General features: G+C 67.6%; 20 protein-coding genes and 1 pseudogene. 6 read left to right on the forward strand and 15 right to left on the reverse strand.

The window, feature by feature from the left end:
- A partial coding sequence (locus tag I55_RS16155) for a chorismate mutase (protein ID WP_044561612.1) occupies positions 1-421 on the reverse strand: 421 nt, incomplete at its 3' end.
- A 130-nt stretch (positions 422-551) separates the two neighbouring features.
- On the opposite strand from I55_RS16155, the pseudogene I55_RS16160 reads away from it, so the two are divergent.
- Positions 552-1,749, forward strand: a pseudogene (locus tag I55_RS16160) (homoserine O-acetyltransferase).
- A 2-nt stretch (positions 1,750-1,751) separates the two neighbouring features.
- On the forward strand, positions 1,752-2,387 hold the full coding sequence (gene metW / locus I55_RS16165) for a methionine biosynthesis protein MetW (protein ID WP_044561627.1): 636 nt from the start codon (positions 1,752-1,754) through the stop codon (positions 2,385-2,387).
- Positions 2,388-2,429: 42 nt separating this feature from the next.
- Here the strand turns inward: metW and I55_RS16170 are convergent, their stop codons facing one another.
- On the reverse strand, positions 2,430-3,008 hold the full coding sequence (locus I55_RS16170) for a helix-turn-helix transcriptional regulator (protein ID WP_044561613.1): 579 nt from the start codon (positions 3,006-3,008) through the stop codon (positions 2,430-2,432).
- 113 nt (positions 3,009-3,121) lie between these two features.
- Between I55_RS16170 and I55_RS16175 the strand changes: the two genes are divergently transcribed.
- Positions 3,122-4,333, forward strand: coding sequence for a CynX/NimT family MFS transporter (locus I55_RS16175; protein ID WP_044561614.1), 1,212 nt, complete (start codon positions 3,122-3,124; stop codon positions 4,331-4,333).
- Here the strand turns inward: I55_RS16175 and I55_RS16180 are convergent.
- Positions 4,320-4,601, reverse strand: coding sequence for a hypothetical protein (locus I55_RS16180; protein ID WP_148293775.1), 282 nt, complete (start codon positions 4,599-4,601; stop codon positions 4,320-4,322). The two genes, I55_RS16175 and I55_RS16180, sit on opposite strands and share 14 nt — an antisense overlap.
- 97 nt (positions 4,602-4,698) lie before the next feature.
- On the opposite strand from I55_RS16180, the gene I55_RS16185 reads away from it, so the two are divergent.
- Positions 4,699-5,421 (forward strand): HAD family hydrolase, encoded by a 723-nt coding sequence (locus I55_RS16185; RefSeq protein WP_044561616.1) that lies wholly within the window; start codon positions 4,699-4,701, stop codon positions 5,419-5,421.
- A gap of 331 nt (positions 5,422-5,752) precedes the next feature.
- Complete coding sequence (locus I55_RS16190) at positions 5,753-6,892, forward strand: acyltransferase (RefSeq protein WP_083901162.1); 1,140 nt, start codon at positions 5,753-5,755, stop codon at positions 6,890-6,892.
- 13 nt (positions 6,893-6,905) lie between these two features.
- On the opposite strand, the gene I55_RS16195 is transcribed toward I55_RS16190, so the two are convergent.
- The 8 genes from I55_RS16195 to I55_RS16230 all read right to left on the reverse strand — a co-directional run bounded on the left by I55_RS16195 (position 6,906) and on the right by I55_RS16230 (position 12,286).
- Positions 6,906-7,172 carry a Txe/YoeB family addiction module toxin gene (locus I55_RS16195; protein WP_044561617.1) on the reverse strand — a complete coding sequence of 89 codons (267 nt, stop codon included), beginning with the start codon at positions 7,170-7,172 and terminating at the stop codon, positions 6,906-6,908.
- Positions 7,172-7,432 carry a type II toxin-antitoxin system Phd/YefM family antitoxin gene (locus tag I55_RS16200; protein WP_044561618.1) on the reverse strand — a complete coding sequence of 87 codons (261 nt, stop codon included), beginning with the start codon at positions 7,430-7,432 and terminating at the stop codon, positions 7,172-7,174. Before I55_RS16200 ends, I55_RS16195 begins: the two co-directional genes overlap by 1 nt.
- A 53-nt stretch (positions 7,433-7,485) precedes the next feature.
- Entirely contained in the window at positions 7,486-8,112 is a 627-nt protein-coding gene (locus I55_RS34535) for a hypothetical protein (RefSeq protein ID WP_049974196.1), read from the reverse strand.
- 3 nt (positions 8,113-8,115) lie between these two features.
- On the reverse strand, positions 8,116-9,303 hold the full coding sequence (gene proB / locus I55_RS16210; RefSeq protein WP_044561619.1) for a glutamate 5-kinase: 1,188 nt from the start codon (positions 9,301-9,303) through the stop codon (positions 8,116-8,118).
- 3 nt (positions 9,304-9,306) lie between these two features.
- Positions 9,307-10,389 (reverse strand): GTPase ObgE, encoded by a 1,083-nt coding sequence (obgE, locus tag I55_RS16215; protein WP_044561620.1) that lies wholly within the window; start codon positions 10,387-10,389, stop codon positions 9,307-9,309.
- 268 nt (positions 10,390-10,657) lie between these two features.
- Positions 10,658-10,939 carry a 50S ribosomal protein L27 gene (gene rpmA / locus I55_RS16220; protein ID WP_044561621.1) on the reverse strand — a complete coding sequence of 94 codons (282 nt, stop codon included), beginning with the start codon at positions 10,937-10,939 and terminating at the stop codon, positions 10,658-10,660.
- Between the two features lie 37 nt (positions 10,940-10,976).
- The gene (gene rplU, locus I55_RS16225; RefSeq protein WP_044561622.1) at positions 10,977-11,294 is read right to left on the reverse strand and encodes a 50S ribosomal protein L21; all 318 of its coding nucleotides are present in this window, start codon (positions 11,292-11,294) and stop codon (positions 10,977-10,979) included.
- Positions 11,295-11,482: 188 nt separating this feature from the next.
- Positions 11,483-12,286 carry a methyltransferase domain-containing protein gene (locus I55_RS16230; RefSeq protein ID WP_044561623.1) on the reverse strand — a complete coding sequence of 268 codons (804 nt, stop codon included), beginning with the start codon at positions 12,284-12,286 and terminating at the stop codon, positions 11,483-11,485.
- Between the two features lie 144 nt (positions 12,287-12,430).
- Between I55_RS16230 and I55_RS16235 the strand changes: the two genes are divergently transcribed.
- Positions 12,431-12,907, forward strand: coding sequence for a DUF6491 family protein (locus I55_RS16235; protein WP_044561624.1), 477 nt, complete (start codon positions 12,431-12,433; stop codon positions 12,905-12,907).
- Here the strand turns inward: I55_RS16235 and I55_RS16240 are convergent.
- The 4 genes from I55_RS16240 to I55_RS39555 form a co-directional block, all read right to left on the reverse strand.
- A complete protein-coding gene (locus I55_RS16240; protein WP_044561625.1) occupies positions 12,904-13,536 on the reverse strand; it encodes a trimeric intracellular cation channel family protein in 633 nt (210 codons plus the stop codon). The two genes, I55_RS16235 and I55_RS16240, sit on opposite strands and share 4 nt — an antisense overlap.
- A gap of 94 nt (positions 13,537-13,630) precedes the next feature.
- Entirely contained in the window at positions 13,631-14,905 is a 1,275-nt protein-coding gene (gene mhpT, locus I55_RS16245) for a 3-(3-hydroxy-phenyl)propionate transporter MhpT (protein ID WP_049974197.1), read from the reverse strand.
- Between the two features lie 130 nt (positions 14,906-15,035).
- Entirely contained in the window at positions 15,036-15,533 is a 498-nt protein-coding gene (gene lspA / locus I55_RS16250) for a signal peptidase II (protein WP_044561626.1), read from the reverse strand.
- The gene (locus I55_RS39555; RefSeq protein WP_376739200.1) at positions 15,520-15,639 is read right to left on the reverse strand and encodes a hypothetical protein; all 120 of its coding nucleotides are present in this window, start codon (positions 15,637-15,639) and stop codon (positions 15,520-15,522) included. Before I55_RS39555 ends, lspA begins: the two co-directional genes overlap by 14 nt.
- Positions 15,640-15,655 lie beyond the last annotated feature (16 nt).

Genomic DNA, 15,655 nt, shown 5'->3' on the forward strand with positions numbered 1-15,655 from the left:
GGGACACGCCGACGGTGGCGCTGCCGTCCGCCAAGGCGCGCAGCACTGCCTGGTTGGTGTTGGCCGGGGCCAGGGGGGTGACGGTGCCGTAATGATCGCGGGCGATGTCCCACAGGCGACGGTCGTCGTCGGGCGCGTAGACGGCCACGGCGAACGGCCCCTGGATCAGGGTCATGGCGGCGATCATCTCACGCCAGATGCGCACGATGGCGGCCACGGGCACACTGCCCTGGTGGCGGGCCACCAGGCGGCGCAGAATGCCGGCCTCCCGCCCCGGCCGGATGAAGACCTTGGCGCCGGCCTTGGACTGGGCGATGCGTTCCACCACCCGGGCGCGCTTCATGATGAGATCGTGGATGGCCACATCGATTTCATCGATTTCACGGCGCAGGGCATCGATGGAAGGGCTGACAGGGGGCATGGACGGATTCGGATTTAGGACCTGAAATGACTGAGTCTTAGAGCCTGCCCCCCGCAAAATCAAAGAAAACGTTGACTTGGCATGGCCCGCCTTCCTAGTCATGCAGGCTGGTTTAAAAGGCCCTCATGCGATGATCACCCCGCCCGCCTACACGGATAGCTCCAGCGCCCCGTCCGCCGCCCCGGCCCTGCCCGGGCATCGCATGGTGCTGGGCGCCGTGTCCCCCATGGCGCTGGATGGCGGCGGGCACCTAGGCCCGTTCACCGTGGCCTACCAGACCTACGGCACCCTCAACGCCGACAAGTCCAACGCCATCCTGGTGTGCCACGCCCTGACGGGCGACCAGTATGTGGCCGATCGCCATCCCATCACCGGCAAGCCCGGCTGGTGGGAGATGCTGGTGGGCCCGGGCAAGCCGGTGGACACCGACCGCTTCTTCGTCATCTGCAGCAACGTCATCGGCGGCTGCATGGGCTCCCACGGCCCCATGACGTGAACCCGGCGACGGGCCAGGCTACGCCATCGATTTCCCCGTCATCACCATCGGCGACATGGTGCGGGCGCAGAAGCTGCTGATCGACGCGCTGGGCATCGACCAGCTGTTCTGCGTCATCGGCGGCTCCATGGGCGGGATGCAGGTGCTGCAATGGGCCGTGGCCTATCCGGAGCGGGTGTTCGCCGCCGTGCCCATCGCCACCGCCGCCCGGCATTCCGCCCAGAACATCGCCTTTCACGAGGTGGGGCGCCAGGCCATCATGGCGGACCCGGAATGGCGCGACGGCGCCTATCAGCGGGCGGCCACCAACCCGGCGCGCGGCCTGGCCGTGGCCCGCATGGCGGCCCACATCACCTACCTGTCCGAGGCGGCGCTGCACCGCAAGTTCGGCCGCAACCTGCAAAGCCGCCAGGCCATCACCTTCGGCTTCGACGCCGATTTCCAGGTGGAAAGCTACCTGCGCTACCAAGGGGCCAGCTTCGTCGACCGGTTCGACGCCAACAGCTACCTCTATATCACCCGCGCCATGGATTATTTCGATCTGGCGGCGGAGCACGGCGGCCAGTTGGCCCAGGCCTTCCGCGTGGGGGGCAAGGGCACGCCGGTGCGCTTCTGCCTGGCCAGCTTCTCCAGCGACTGGCTGTTCCCCACCTCCGAGTCGCGGGCGGTGGTGCACGCCCTGAACGCCGTGGCCGCCAACGTCAGTTTCGTGGAGATCGAAACGGACAAGGGCCACGACGCCTTCCTGCTGGATGAGCCGGAGTTCCACCAGGTCATGCGCGGCTTCATCAACGGCTGCGCCGACCATCGCGGCCTGAAACGGCGGGTGTGATCATGGACGCCACGGTCATCCCTCCCCGCACCGACATCCGCGGCGACCTGCGCCGCATCGCCGACATGGTCAGCGCCGGGTCCCGCGTCCTGGACGTGGGCTGCGGTGACGGGGCGCTGTTGGATCTGCTGACCCGGGAAAAGGGCGTGGACGGGCGCGGCATGGAGCTGGGCATGGACGGCGTGCGCGCCTGCGTATCGCGCGGCCTGTCCGTCATCCAGGGCGACGCCGACACCGACCTGAAGGATTATCCCAGCGACGCCTTCGACTACGTCATCCTGTCTCAGACCCTGCAGGCGACGCGTGACCCGCGCGGCGTGCTGCTGCAGATGCTGCGCATCGGCCGGCGCGTCATCGTCTCCTTCCCCAACTTCGGCTACTGGCGGGTGCGCCTGGCCCTGCTGCTGACCGGGCGCATGCCGGTGACCGACCGGCTGGGCTTCCAGTGGTGGGAGACACCCAACATCCATTTCTGCACCATCGCCGACTTCATCGCCCTGTGCGCTCAGCTGGGCGGGGTGACGGTGGAGCGCAGCGCCATCCTGGACCACGACGGCCACCAACTGACCAGCGACGCCACCACCTGGCGCGCCAACTGGTCGGGTGAGCAGGGTGTGTTTTTATTGCGGCGAGATTAGCTTTACCCGTCAGTGCGGGGCGCTTGCGTCCGCCTATCCGGCTCAATCCTCGTAGGCGATGGTATCGACCAGACGGGCGAAGGTGCCGTCCGACAGCTGAAAGCGCACCCAGCGGAAGCGGCTGGCGTGGATGGGCACCTCGGCGGACCGGTTGGCGCGCGTCGTCAACTCCAGGGCCGGGGGTGCAGCCTCGAACCAACCCTGGTCCGGCAGGGCGGCCTCCGCCGCCACGATGTCCTCGGTGGCGTACGGCCAGAGGGAGGTGCCCAGCAGGTCAGCCCGGCCCCGGCCGAAGTCCCGCTCCCGCGCCGGCGACAGGGCCAGCAGGGTGTGCGTCAGGTCGCAGACCAGATGGACCGCGCCGGCGGACTGGTTGACCAGGCGGGCCAGCTCCCGGTCGGCGGCGCTGTCCAGGCCGGCGCGCATCAGCAGGCGGATGGCGGTCTGCTCCTCGGCGTCCGGCACCAATGCCCCCGATTCCCAGCGTGAGACCGTGGCCTGGGACACGCCCAGCACCTCCCCCGCATGGGCCTGCTTCATGCGGCGCAGGGTGCGCCACATCCGGAGCGAAGGCCCCAGGTGCGACACGGGGCCGATGACGGCGGCGATGCTGCGGCCCATGGGTGACGACGTCCTGCTTGTCCACGCATATCTTATTCACGGCCTTTCGCCGCCGGCCATGCCAAAAAAGGAGCCCCCCCGCGTGCTCGGGGCGTCATTCTTTCGAGGGCATCATGGACAGCCGCTGGGTCAGGATCGTCTGGTTCTATGGGGTGGGCGTCATCGCCGCCGCCCAGCTGGGCAAGATGTCGGCCCTGATTCCCCTCATCTCCCGCGACCTGGGGCTCAGCCTGACGGTGGCGGCGCTGGTGATCTCCTTGCTGGAAATCGGCGGCGCCGGCTTCGGTCGCATCGCCGGCGGCCTGATCCAGCGGGCGGGCCGCCGCCCGGCCCTGCTGGCCGGCACCGCCTTCCTGGCGGTGGGCGGCGTGGGTGAGAGCCTGGCGCAGGGCCCGGCGGCCCTGATCGCCTGGCGGGTGCTGGAGAGTGCCGGATACCTGACCACCGTCATCGCCGCCCCCATGCTGATCCTGGAGACGGCGACCCCGCGCCAGCGCGGCGTGGCCCTGGCGCTGTGGAGCAGCTTCGTGCCGGTGGGCCTGGCGCTGGGCGCCATCCTGTCCGGCTGGGCGGCGGAGCTGTGGTCCTGGCGCGGCGCCCTGCTGGGTGGCGGCCTGGTGGCGGCGGGCGCGCTGGCGCTGTCCCTGCCCATGACGGCCGGCGTCGGTGCCCGGGTGCGGGGCGCGGGGGCCGGCGGCACGGCCCCCACCCGCCGGGCCTGGGCCCTGGCCGTGGGCTTCGGCTGCTACACCACGTTCGAGGTCGGCCTGCTGGGCATGCTGCCCACCTTCCTGGTGGACCAGACGGGCGCCAGCGCCGACACCGCCGGCCTCATCACCGGTGTCGCCTCCTTCGCCACGGTGGCCGGCAGCGGGGTGGCCGCCTGGTGGAACCACCGCAACCATGGCCGCAACCTGGCGCGCGGATCCTCCTTCGCCCTGATGGCGGTCAGCATCGTGGCGCCGGCCCTGCTGCTGTTCCTGGTGTTCGGGCCCAAGCCCGACCTCGGCACCGCCGCCGTCGTGGTCATCGCGCTGAACGCCCTGTCCGGCATCTATCCCGGCCTGGCCTTCGCCCTGCTGCCGGCCGTGGCGGGATCGGACCGGGGCCTGCCCGCCGCCAACGGCCTGCTGACCCAGTTCGGCGCCAGCGGCTCCCTCATCGGCCCGCCGCTGTTCGCGGCCTGCGCCAGCCATTGGGGCTGGGCCAGCGCCGCCGCCTGCGGCCTGGCCGCATCCCTGCTCTGCCTGGCCTTGATGCGGGCGGCGGGGGTATCGTCTTCTTCAGGGACGGAAGTGAGCGGTGTACCGATCACAGACCGCTGATGCGCCCCATCTTGTACTGCCGAACGACCCAACGGCCGAGAAGGATGAAAACACTGGAGCCAGCCATCATGACGCACGGAATGCCGATGGCCACCCAAGCCGGCTCAGGCTGCCCTGTGACCCGGTCGATGCCTCGGTATCCGAAAATGGCCGCCGCTAAAAAGAACGAAAAGCCCGCCAGGAACACCACCGTGCCCAGGCATAACCATCCGTAGCCCATCCGGCGGATTCTATAGTCATGAGGCGTCATATCCTCTTCAGCCACCATGCCCTCCGCCCTGCTCGTAGCTTGCCGGTTCCCACCTACGCCATAGCCGACTATAGACAAACCCTCTTTCCACACAGCCGTTATTTCCAGGAAAGCCATGTCGTCCGCCGCATCTATCTCTCTACAGCCCCGCGTCATCGCCCTGGATGGCGACGACACGCTTTGGCACAACGAAGCCATGTTCTCGACCTCGTATGCCGAGTTCCGCGACCTGCTGCTGCGCCACAGCGACCTGGACCAGGCCACCATCGACACCCGCCTGCTGGAGATCGAGCGGCGCAACCTGGTGACCTACGGCTACGGCATCAAGGGCTTCACCCTGTCGATGATCGAAACCGCCCTGGAACTGACGGAAGGGCGCATCCCCGGCATCGCCATCGAGACGCTGGTGCAGCGCGGCCGCGCCATGCTGGCCCATCCGGTGGAGCTGATCGACGGCGCGGTGGACGTGATCGAAACCCTGCGGGCGCGGGACCATGAGGTGTGGCTGATCACCAAGGGCGACCTGTTCGACCAGGAAAGCAAGATCGCCCGGTCGGGCCTGGCCGACCTGTTCCACCGCATCGAGATCGTGTCGGAAAAGGACGACGCCACCTACCGCCGCCTGCTGGACCGCCATGGCGTGGAGCCCGGCGACTTCGCCATGGCCGGCAACTCCCTGAAGTCCGACGTCCTGCCGGTCGCGGCCCTGGGCGGCCTGGGCTTCCATGTGCCCTACCACACGACCTGGGCACACGAGATGGTGTCCGGCCCCATCCCCCACCGCTATACCGAGCTATCATCCTTACGTGAATTGCCGAGCGCGTTAGGGTCCAGGTAAGGAATCGACTCGGGGAGGACGAGGGGTGGCGCACCTTTGGCGCGAAGGCGGTACCCCACCCGGGGAGTGGACCTAACCTCAGGAAATTGCTGGCCATTCCGGCAAGCAACAGGCGCCCCTCACCCCGGGGCGCCCAAGCCTTCCCCTTGCTTATTCCAGAGATCATCTGTAAATATTTCGGCAGATAAAATACCTCGATCACATATGATCACAAATATCCTGTGAGCCTCTATTTTCCCTATCTGGTAAGCTATCCTTAAAATCCAATCTCGACATATTGGCTATCTCCTTGTTTTACACCGAAATATTAAATAAATATGCGTAGCTAAAAATGGCTGCCCACAACATGACGAATGGAACAATAAATTCATCCATCAGCGACGTCTGGCTGAAATCAAATGGCCGCCCGCATGGCTTTGACAATTTACGCACCCTCCTCGCCATTTCCGTTATTTTATGGCACGCCATTCATGTGTGCCACGGCCTGGAAGCAGAGAACTGGTTCTGGTCAGGCCCCTTTCGGCCGTTGGTTTATTTTATAGTTCCAGGATTTTTCGCCCTCAGTGGCTTTCTTGTCGCCAGTAGCTTCTACCGGAATGATCTCATTTCATTCGCAACATTGCGATTTATCAGGATCTACCCAGCACTCGTCTTTGAGGTTCTGTTATCAGCCCTGATCATCGGGCCCGCTGTAACCGTACTTTCCTTAGATGAGTATTTCTCAGACAGCACATTCTATAAGTATTTCTTCAACTCCATTGGCTGGATTCACTACCATCTGCCAGGAACATTCGCCGATATTCCGGCCGGCAATGTCGTCAATACCCAGCTGTGGACCATCCCGTACGAGCTGGAGTCCTATTTACTGATCTTCCTCTTTGGCCTCTTCGGGCTGCGCCGGCGGCCGGCTGGCTTCCTTCTGGCGGCCCTGGCCGCCAACGCCGCCCTTATACTCCTGACGTGCACCGTGGGCCCGCTGCCGGCCATCGAGGCGCGGCCGCCGGGGCGAATGCTGGTGCTGTGCTTCATCTTCGGAGCGGCGCTGTTCCTGCTGCGGGACAGGATCCCGGTCAGCCTGCCGGCCTTCCTGGCCGCCACCGCCCTCTATTCCGCGCTGATATTCCACCCCGCCGGCATCTATTTGGCGCCCTTTTTCGTGGCTTATTCGACGGTTTATCTGGGTTTGCTGAACGTCCGGATTCCGGTGCTGGGCGGCCTGTCCAAATATTCCTACGGCATCTACCTGTACGGCTTCCCCATCCAACAGGTGGTCGCCCACGCCTTCCCCGACCGACGCGACTGGTGGTTCAACGCTGGCGTCAGCTTAATCCTGACCCTGATCCCAGCCGCCCTGTCCTGGCACCTCCTGGAGCGAAGGATCGATCAGCGCAAACGGCGGATCGTGGACGCCGTGAGGTCGCTACACCTATGGAAACGGACCGGCGGGCCGGTGGCCTCACCGGAGCCGTAAGGCCGGTCCGACCCTAGTAATGAAACCGGCACTGGGCGATCTGGATTTCCTGCTCATCGCCCTTGCCGCGCACCCGGTAGACCAGCCTGTGTTCCTGGGTGATGCGGCGCGACCACCAGCCGGCGAGATCACCCTTCAGCGCCTCCGGCTGGCCGACGCCACGAAACGGGTCACGGCGGATGTCCTTGATGAGGCCATTGACCTTGCGCAGCGCGTCCATGTCCTGGGACTGCCAATGCAGGTAGTCGTCCCAGGCTTGCGCCGTGAACCTCAGTTGCATCAGTCGAGATCGTCAGGCAGGTCCGTGGTGACGAATTCGCCGGCATCGGCGGCGGCGATGGAGGCCAGCAGGCGTTGCGCATTCCGGGGACTGCGCAGCAGATGCAGCGTCTCCATCATGCCGTTGAACTCATCCTCGGCGATCACCACGACCGACCGGCCGCCCTGTCGCGTCACCACCAAGGGCGCACGGCTGTCGCACGCCGCATCCAGGTGCGCCTTCATGTTCTGGCGGAATTCGGTGTAGCTGACGTGGGACATGGAGCGCGACCCTTTCAAAGCCCATCTGTACAGATATACGTACATAGCCGCCCTTACAAGGGCGGCGCCCCAGCGGCTGCCAAAATGAAGGCTTCGAAGGCGGGCGACGGGCGCACGTGATGATCCGCCAGGTAATGGCGAAAGCCCCCTGGCCAGGTCCAGAGATCGAAGGTCAAATCCTCAAAGCCGTTGCGGCAGCCGCATAGGCGGCAAAGGGACATGCCGCGATAGGCGAAACGGTCGGCCCGCCGCTCCACGTCGTCCAAAGCCCGCAGGAACGTGGCCTGCCCTGCCCAGTCCGGGTCGGGCGCCGGCCAGGGCATCTGGCTATCCTCGGCCCGGGTTTGGCGCCAATATCCTTCGCGCCTCGGCGGCTCGGCACGGAAGGCGCCCAATTCACCTTCCGTCGCCGGAAGGTAGATGGCCACGCCCTCGTTCTCCAGCGTCACCGCCGCGAAGGTTGGGGATGGATCCAGCGACGGGATTGTCCGCAACGCGGCACGCAGCTTGCGGCCCGGCACCTGTGGATGAGGAACCATCCGATAGTCCATGTGCAGGGCCCAGACGTGCTGGAACAGATCCACGCCTTGCACCGCGACCGTTCCGGCTTTCGCTGGGTCGCGCGTCAGCTTTGGGAAATATCCCACTCCCGCGAACCGCCAGAACTCCGCCATCGGCATCTCTCACCCCAGCGCCAGGTCGTCGCGGTGGATCATCTCATCCCGGCCGCGCCAGCCCAGGCTGGCCTCGATCTCGGCGCTGCGGCGGCCCTGGATGCGGCGGGCGTCGTCGCTGGAATAGGCCACCAGGCCTCGGGCGATGATGCGGCCCGCCTGGGTGCGCACCGCCACCAGGTCGCCGCGCTCGAAAGCCCCCTCCACCTCGCGCACGCCGGCGGGCAGCAGGCTGCCGCCGCGCGCCAGGGCCTGGGCGGCACCGTCGTCCACCACCAGGGAACCGGCGGGCTTCAGGGAACCGGCGATCCAGCGCTTGCGCGCCGTCTGGGGCCCGGCTGACGGCAGGAACCAGGTGCACAGGGCGCCGCCCTCCTCCACCGGCCGTTCCAGCGCCGCCAGGGGATGGTCGCGCTTGCCCGAGACGATGGCCATGCGGCAGCCGGCGGCGACGGCGATTCGGGCGGCGGCGATCTTGGTCACCATGCCGCCGCTGCTGTAGCCGGCGGGCGGCTCACCCGCCATCGCCTCGATCTCGGCTGTCACCTCGGTCACCACCGGCAGGTGCTTGGCCTCGGGGTCCTTGCGCGGGTCGGCGGTATAGAGGCCGTCGATGTCGGACATGAGGACCAGGGTGTCGGCGCTGATCATCTGCGCCACCCGGGCGGCCAGCCGGTCGTTGTCGCCGAAGCGGATCTCGGCGGTGGCCACGGTGTCGTTCTCGTTGATCACGGGAACGGCCCCCAGCTTCAGCAGGGTCTCGATGGTGGCGCGGCCGTTCAGATGGCGGCGGCGGTCCTCGGTATCATCCAGGGTCAGCAGCACCTGGGCCACGGTGATGTCATGCCGGGCCAGGGTTTCCTGATAGGCGTGGGCCAGGCGGATCTGGCCGGTGGCGGCGGCGGCCTGCTTTTCCTCAAGCTTCAGCGGGCGGCCCACCAGGCCCAGATGTTCCCGCCCCACGGCAACGGCGCCGGAGGAGACGATGACCACATCCACGCCCCGGCGGCGCAAGGCGGCCACGTCGTCACAGACGCCGTCCAGCCAGTCGCGACGAATCTGATGGGTCCCGCCATCGACCAGCAGGGCGGAGCCGATCTTGATGATCAGGCGCTTGGCCTGCTGGATCGGCGGGACATCAAGCAACGCCGCCGCACCGGTTTGGGAAACTTCCGTGCGGGCGGCGGCGTCGTTCATTTTCTAACGTGTCCCTTTGTCGGCCTGGGAAATGTCATCCAGGGGATTGTACCGCGCCCTGTATGCCTTGCTCCGCGCTTCCTCGCCATCCATCAGGCGCGCAGCCTTGATCTGCTCCAGAAGCGCATACAGCACGTCGGGCACATGCTCGCCGGTGGCGCCGGACAGCACCATCACCGGCTTCTTGGCGGAACGGCGCAGCTTCAGCTTCTTTTCCGCCAGCTCTTCCTCGGTCAGGGCGTCGACCTTGTTGAGCGCCACGATCTCCGGCTTTTCCGCCAGGCCGCCGCCATAGGCGCGCAGTTCGCGGCGGATGGTGCGGTAGGCCTTCTGCACATCCTCCTGCGTGCCGTCCACCAGGTGCAGCAGTACGCGGGTGCGCTCCACATGGCCCAGAAAGCGGTCGCCCAGGCCGTGGCCCTCATGCGCGCCCTCGATCAGGCCCGGGATGTCGGCCACCACGAACTCCTCCTCACCCGCGCGCACCACGCCCAGGTTGGGCACCAGGGTGGTGAAGGGGTAGTCGGCGATCTTCGGCCGGGCGCGCGACACGGCCGCCAGGAAGGTGGACTTGCCGGCGTTGGGCAGCCCCACCAGGCCGACATCGGCGATCAGCTTCAGGCGCAGCCACACCCAGCGCTCCTCCCCCGGCCAGCCGGGGCCGGCCTTGGTGGGCGCGCGGTTGGTGGAGGTCTTGAAGTGGGCGTTGCCGAAGCCGCCGTCGCCGCCCTTCAGCAGCACGATGCGCTGGCCCACCTCCATCATGTCGGCCAGCACCGTCTCCTGGTCCTCATCCAGGACCTGGGTTCCCACCGGCACCTTCAGCACCATGGGTTCGCCGGCCGCACCCGACCGGTCGCGGCCCATGCCGTGGCCGCCGCGCTGGGCCTTGAAGTGCTGCTTGTAGCGATAGTCGATCAGCGTGTTCAGGCCGTCCACGGCCTCGATCACGATGTCGCCGCCGCGTCCGCCGTTGCCGCCATCCGGCCCGCCGAACTCAATGAACTTCTCCCGCCGGAAACCGACGCAGCCGGGGCCGCCGTCACCGCTCTTCAGGTAGATTTTGCACTGGTCCAGGAACTTCATGATGGGCGGGCCTTATATAATGGTCTTCGATCCGAAGGGGATCGAAGCCCCCTCAATCGCCGGGCGCCGGCATCCGCCGGCTTGGCTTCCTCGCTGCGCCCCCCTTTACACTAACTGGGCGGTGCTCGCTCCGGCGGACGCGGTCGCGTCCTAGGAAAATGGAACGATGGCGGCCGAAGCGTCAGGCGACGCGCGGCAAATGCAAATCGGGGGGACGGTCACCCGTCCCCCCGATCAGAGTCAAAACACCTGGTGCCGAAGCGGCAGGTCACTCGGCGGCGAGGGCCACCGGCTCCTGGGCCAGCTCGACGGACACGTAGGTGCGGCCCTGACGGCCGGTGTGGAACTTCACGGCGCCATCGGCGGTCGCGAAAATGGTGTGGTCCTTGCCCAGGCCCACGTTGGCGCCGGGGTGGAACTTCGTGCCGCGCTGGCGGACGATGATGTTGCCGGAAACGACGGCTTCACCGCCGAAGGCCTTCACGCCCAGACGACGACCGGCGCTGTCACGACCGTTGCGGGAGCTACCGCCTGCCTTTTTATGTGCCATCTCGAATACTCCTTGAAATCAGGGGCTCGGCTGCCGATCAGGCGCCGGCCTGGATGTCGGTGATGCGCAGGATCGTCAGGTCCTGACGATGGCCATTCTTGCGGCGGTAGTTCTGCCGGCGCTTCTTCTTGAAGATGATAATGTGCGGCGCGTGGGCCTGGGCAACCACGGTGGCCGTCACGGCGGCGCCAGCCACCAGCGGGGTGCCGACGGTGGTGGTGCCGGCATCGCTGACCAGCAGGACCTCGTCCAGCTTCAGGGAGGCGCCGGCTTCACCCGCCAGCTTCTCAACCTTAATGACGTCGCCGGCCGCGACCTTGTACTGCTTACCGCCGGTGCGGATGACTGCGAACATTCTAGCCCACCACTGATCTGGCCGGGCCCAGCCGAGAGTGGCCAGCGCCCACGCAAAACGGAACGACGGGACCTAGCACAGGACCCGTTTCTAAGAGAGCGCGCACTATACAGGCGACCCGGCCCCTGTCAAGCACCCCCAATACGAGTCCGCGCGGAATCCCCGCGCCCGGCACCGTTGCGGGATTCTCAGGGCTTGTCGTCCGGGTCCATGACGCCGCCGGCGGAGGCCACCAAGCGGGGCATCAGCCGGCGTTCCGCCGCCAGGCCGGAGAAGGCCGGCTGGGCCACCGTGGGCGCCATGCGGCGGCGCGGCTCCACCACCCGGGTGGCGGTGGTGGCGTAGATCTGCTTGCTGGCCTCGACGATCTGGACGCCGGCGAAGGCCTTGAACCAGCGGGCGCCCAGGTTCTCCACCGCCCCGGCCGACGCCATGAAGAAGCGCGACTTCACCGGCGGCATGAACAGGGCCGAGGTCTCGCGCTCAGGCACGAACAGGTTGGCGCGCAGGACGCGGCGCAACTGGCCGGTGGAGAAGGGGGAGCCGTGGCCGAAAGGCGTGCGGTCGGTGCGGGCCCAGATGCCGCGCCGGTTGGGCACGACGGCGATGAGACGCCCGCCGCCCGCCAGCACGCGCCAGATCTCCTGCATCATGGGCTTCAGGTGTTCCGTAAACTCCAGCCCATGGACCAGCAGCACCCGGTCGACCGACATGCTGGGGAACGGCAGTTCCGATTCCTCGCCCAGGGTCACCAGGCCAGGCCCTTCCGGCGGCCAGAAGACCACGCCCTGGGCGGCCGGCATGACAGCCATCACCCGCTCAGCCTCGCTGAGGAAGGGACGCAGGAAGGGGGTGGCGTAGCCGATGCCCAGCACCCGCTGGCCGCTGACATCGGGCCACAGCTCACGCAGGCGGCGGCGGACCAGCCGGCGGACCACCTGGCCCAGGCTGCTTTCGTAGAATTCGCGGAGGTCGACGACATCATTGTACATCCGGGGCATGCTAGCATGGGTGAGGGCGTTCGCCTATTAGGCCGCCGGCCCTAATGCCTTTCGCCCACGCCTGCGACGCGGCGGCCGCTTGTGGCGGCGCGAATCGGGTCTTACCTTCATTTGATCGTTCCGGGAGGCACCGCCATGTTCCGCTCACCCCACGCCCTGATCGCAGCCGCCTTGTCCACGAGCTTGCTGGCCGGTTGCGCCAGCGACCAGAATACCGGCGGCGCCCATGACGGAGCGGGCGCCGCGCAGACGGCGGCTGCCGAGTCGCGGGACCGGGGGCAGATGTGCATTCCCGTGCGCACCATCCGCCGGACTGAGGTCATTGACGACCGCACCATCCTGGTGGAGATGATGGACCGCACCAAGTTCACCCGCATCGACCTGGCCAACCGCTGCATCGGCCTGGGCCCTTACGGCTTCGGCTACGTCTCCCACAATGATGAGCTGTGCCGCACCGATCCGTTGACCCTGGTGGGCCTTCCGGTGCCGCCCGTCTGTCTGATCGACAGCATGATCCCCATCGACAAGGCGGCGGCCGACGCGCTGAAGGCGCGGAAGGACGCGAAGAAGCGGGGCGATGCCTCCCCGGCGGGTCAAGGCGCCTCTGATTAACCGGTGACGCCCACGGCGGTGGGCAAGGCCCAATGGCGCCAGACGCTGACCATGCGCAGCGCGAAGCAGGCGCCGCCGCCGGCCAGCGCCGCGTATCGGGGCGGCCAGCCCAGCCGGATGGCGGCGGTCATGACGGCGGAGCCCAGCAGGGCGGCGGTGGCGTAGACGTCGACCCGCAGGATGGCGGGCACCTGGGCCAGCAGGATGTCGCGCAGCGTTCCGCCGCCCACGCCGGTGATGGTGCCCATCAGCGCGGCGCTGAAGGGTGGAATGTCACGGTTCAGCGCCTTTTCCGTGCCGGCGACGGCGAACAGCGACAGGCCGGCGGCATCCAGGGTGGTCATCAGGCCCGCAGGCACCTGCCCCACCACGGCATGGCCGATGAAGGTGGCGGCGCCGGCGGCGAAGGCCATGGCGGGATAGCGCCAGTCGCGCAGGGCCGTGGGCGGGGCGGCGCCAATCAGCAAATCCCGCACCACGCCGCCGCCCAGCGCCGTGGCGAACGACAGCACCAGCACGCCGAAGAGGTCCAGCCCGCCTTTCAGCGCGGCCATCGCCCCCTCCACCGCGAACAGCACGGTGCCGGCCATGTCGGCCACGGCCAGCACCATATCCGTCTTCCTGCCCATCGCCCGTCCCCGACCGCGCATCCCGATACCGGACCGCAGCGTTACACCGTCACGCGGCGGCTGGCGAGAGGACCGCGGGGGGAAGACACGTGCCTCAGGCCTGGCGCCGACGTTGCCGGTGGATGAGCAGAACCGCCAGCAGCCCGCCCACCGCCACCAAAGGCACGAGGCTGAGCAGCAAGTTCGACGCCGACAGCCCCGCCTGCACCAAGCCGCCGCCCAGCAGCGGCCCGACGACGGAGCCCAGACGCCCGGCGGCCACCGCCCCGCCCACCCCGGTGCCCCGGATGGCGATGGGATAGCAAGCGGGGGCTGCGGCGTACAGCGTGGCCTGGGTGGTAAGGACCGTGACGCCGGCGCCCATGCCGACCGCCAAGGCCACCGTCAGGTTGGCCGGCATCACGGCCAACAGCACGAGGAAGACCGCAAGGCCCACGAAAACCGTGATGGCGTAGCCAAAGCGCCGCGGGCCATCCAGCAGAGGCCCGGTGACAACGCAGGCGATGGCGCCGGAGATGTTCAGCATCACCTGGATCAGCGCCGCCTGCGGCTTGCCAAACCCCCGGTCGGTCATCAGCAGGGGCAGCCAGCTGAGCAGCAGATACAGCACCATCAGGGTGGCGAAGAAGGCCAGCCACAACAGCACCGTCTCAAGCGCCCGGCCACCGCCGAACAGGATGGTCAGAACGCTGGGCCGGCTCCCCTCCCCCACCGCCGCGGCCGCGCGAAAAGCGTGCGATTCGGGCAAGGCCCAGATCAGCACAGGCAGGACCAGCAGCGGCGCGCCACCGGCGGCATAAAAGATGGTGCGCCAGCTATCAAAGCCACCGCCCATGCCGGCGAAGACGGCGATCAGGCTGACGATGGCGCCGCCCAAGGGCATGCCGCCATACATCAGGGAGACGGCGCCGCCGCTGCGGCCTGGGGGGCTGTTCTCCGCCGCCAGCGCCACCAGGTTGGGCAGCGTGCCGCCCAGCCCCAGGCCGGTGGCGAGACGCATGAGGAACAGGGTGGTGAAATCGGGTGACAGGGCGGTGCCGGCCGTGAACAGACCGAACAGGGCGACGGAGACCACCAGCACCGCCTTGCGGCCATAGCGGTCGGCCAGGCGCCCGCCCACCAGGGCGCCCAGAAACAGGCCGACGGTGCCGGCGCTGAAGAACCACCCCAGTTCCGTCGGCGTCAGGCGCAGGGCCGGCGCCAGCTTGGGCGCCGCCACGCCGGCCGCCTGCAAGTCCACGCCTTCCAGCACGGCCACCAGCAGGCACAGCAGTGTGGTGCGGTTGATCAGGCCGCCGGCCGCCGGCCGCGCGTCCCCGGACGCAAGCCCGGGCGCGGCCCGGACGGGCGCCGCGTCATGGTTCAGCACGTTTCCTCTCCCACCTTGTTCTTATCGGCCTTCGTTCTTATCAGCGGCGGCGGGCATGCCGGCCCGTCCGCCACCGCCCCACAAGGTGCGCCCGGAAACGGTGGATGTCCAGAAAAGTTGCTGACAATAACTATTCGGAGCGGTGCCGGCCCGGCACCAATCCCCCCAGGATGAACAGCGCCACCCCCACCATCAGGCCCACGTCGGCGATGTTGAAGATGCCGGTGCGCACCGGGCCCAGGCCCAGGTTCAGGAAATCGAACACCGTGCCGTCATGGATCAGGCGGTCCAGCAGGTTGCCCAGGCCCCCGCCGAGGAAGCTGCCGGCGCCCACCAGTTCCAGCCGGCCCAACGACCGGGCCCTGAGGCTCCACACCAGCAGGGCGGCCAGGACGACGGCCACACCCACGGTGAACACCAGGCCGCGGGCATGGTCGCTCAACCCGGCGCCCAGGCTGAGGAAGGCGCCGGGGTTGTAGACGGGCGTCACCACGATGGCGCCGTCCAGGGCCACCAGGTCCACCCCGGGCGTCAGGGCCCGCTTCAGCCAGTCCTTGGTGACCTGGTCGACAACGAACCAGGCGATGGCCGCCGGCACCAGCCAGCGCAGGCGGTCAGGCATCCTCATCACTCGTCTCTCCCGTTGCGGCGCAGGCCTCGCGATAGCGGGAGGGCGACTGGCCGATGACCCGTTTGAAATCCTGGGTGAAATGCGCATGGTCGAAATAGCCCAGATCCTGGCCAGGGGTC

It is taken from the genome of Azospirillum sp. B4 (assembly GCF_000333275.1).
Classification (GTDB): domain Bacteria; phylum Pseudomonadota; class Alphaproteobacteria; order Azospirillales; family Azospirillaceae; genus Nitrospirillum.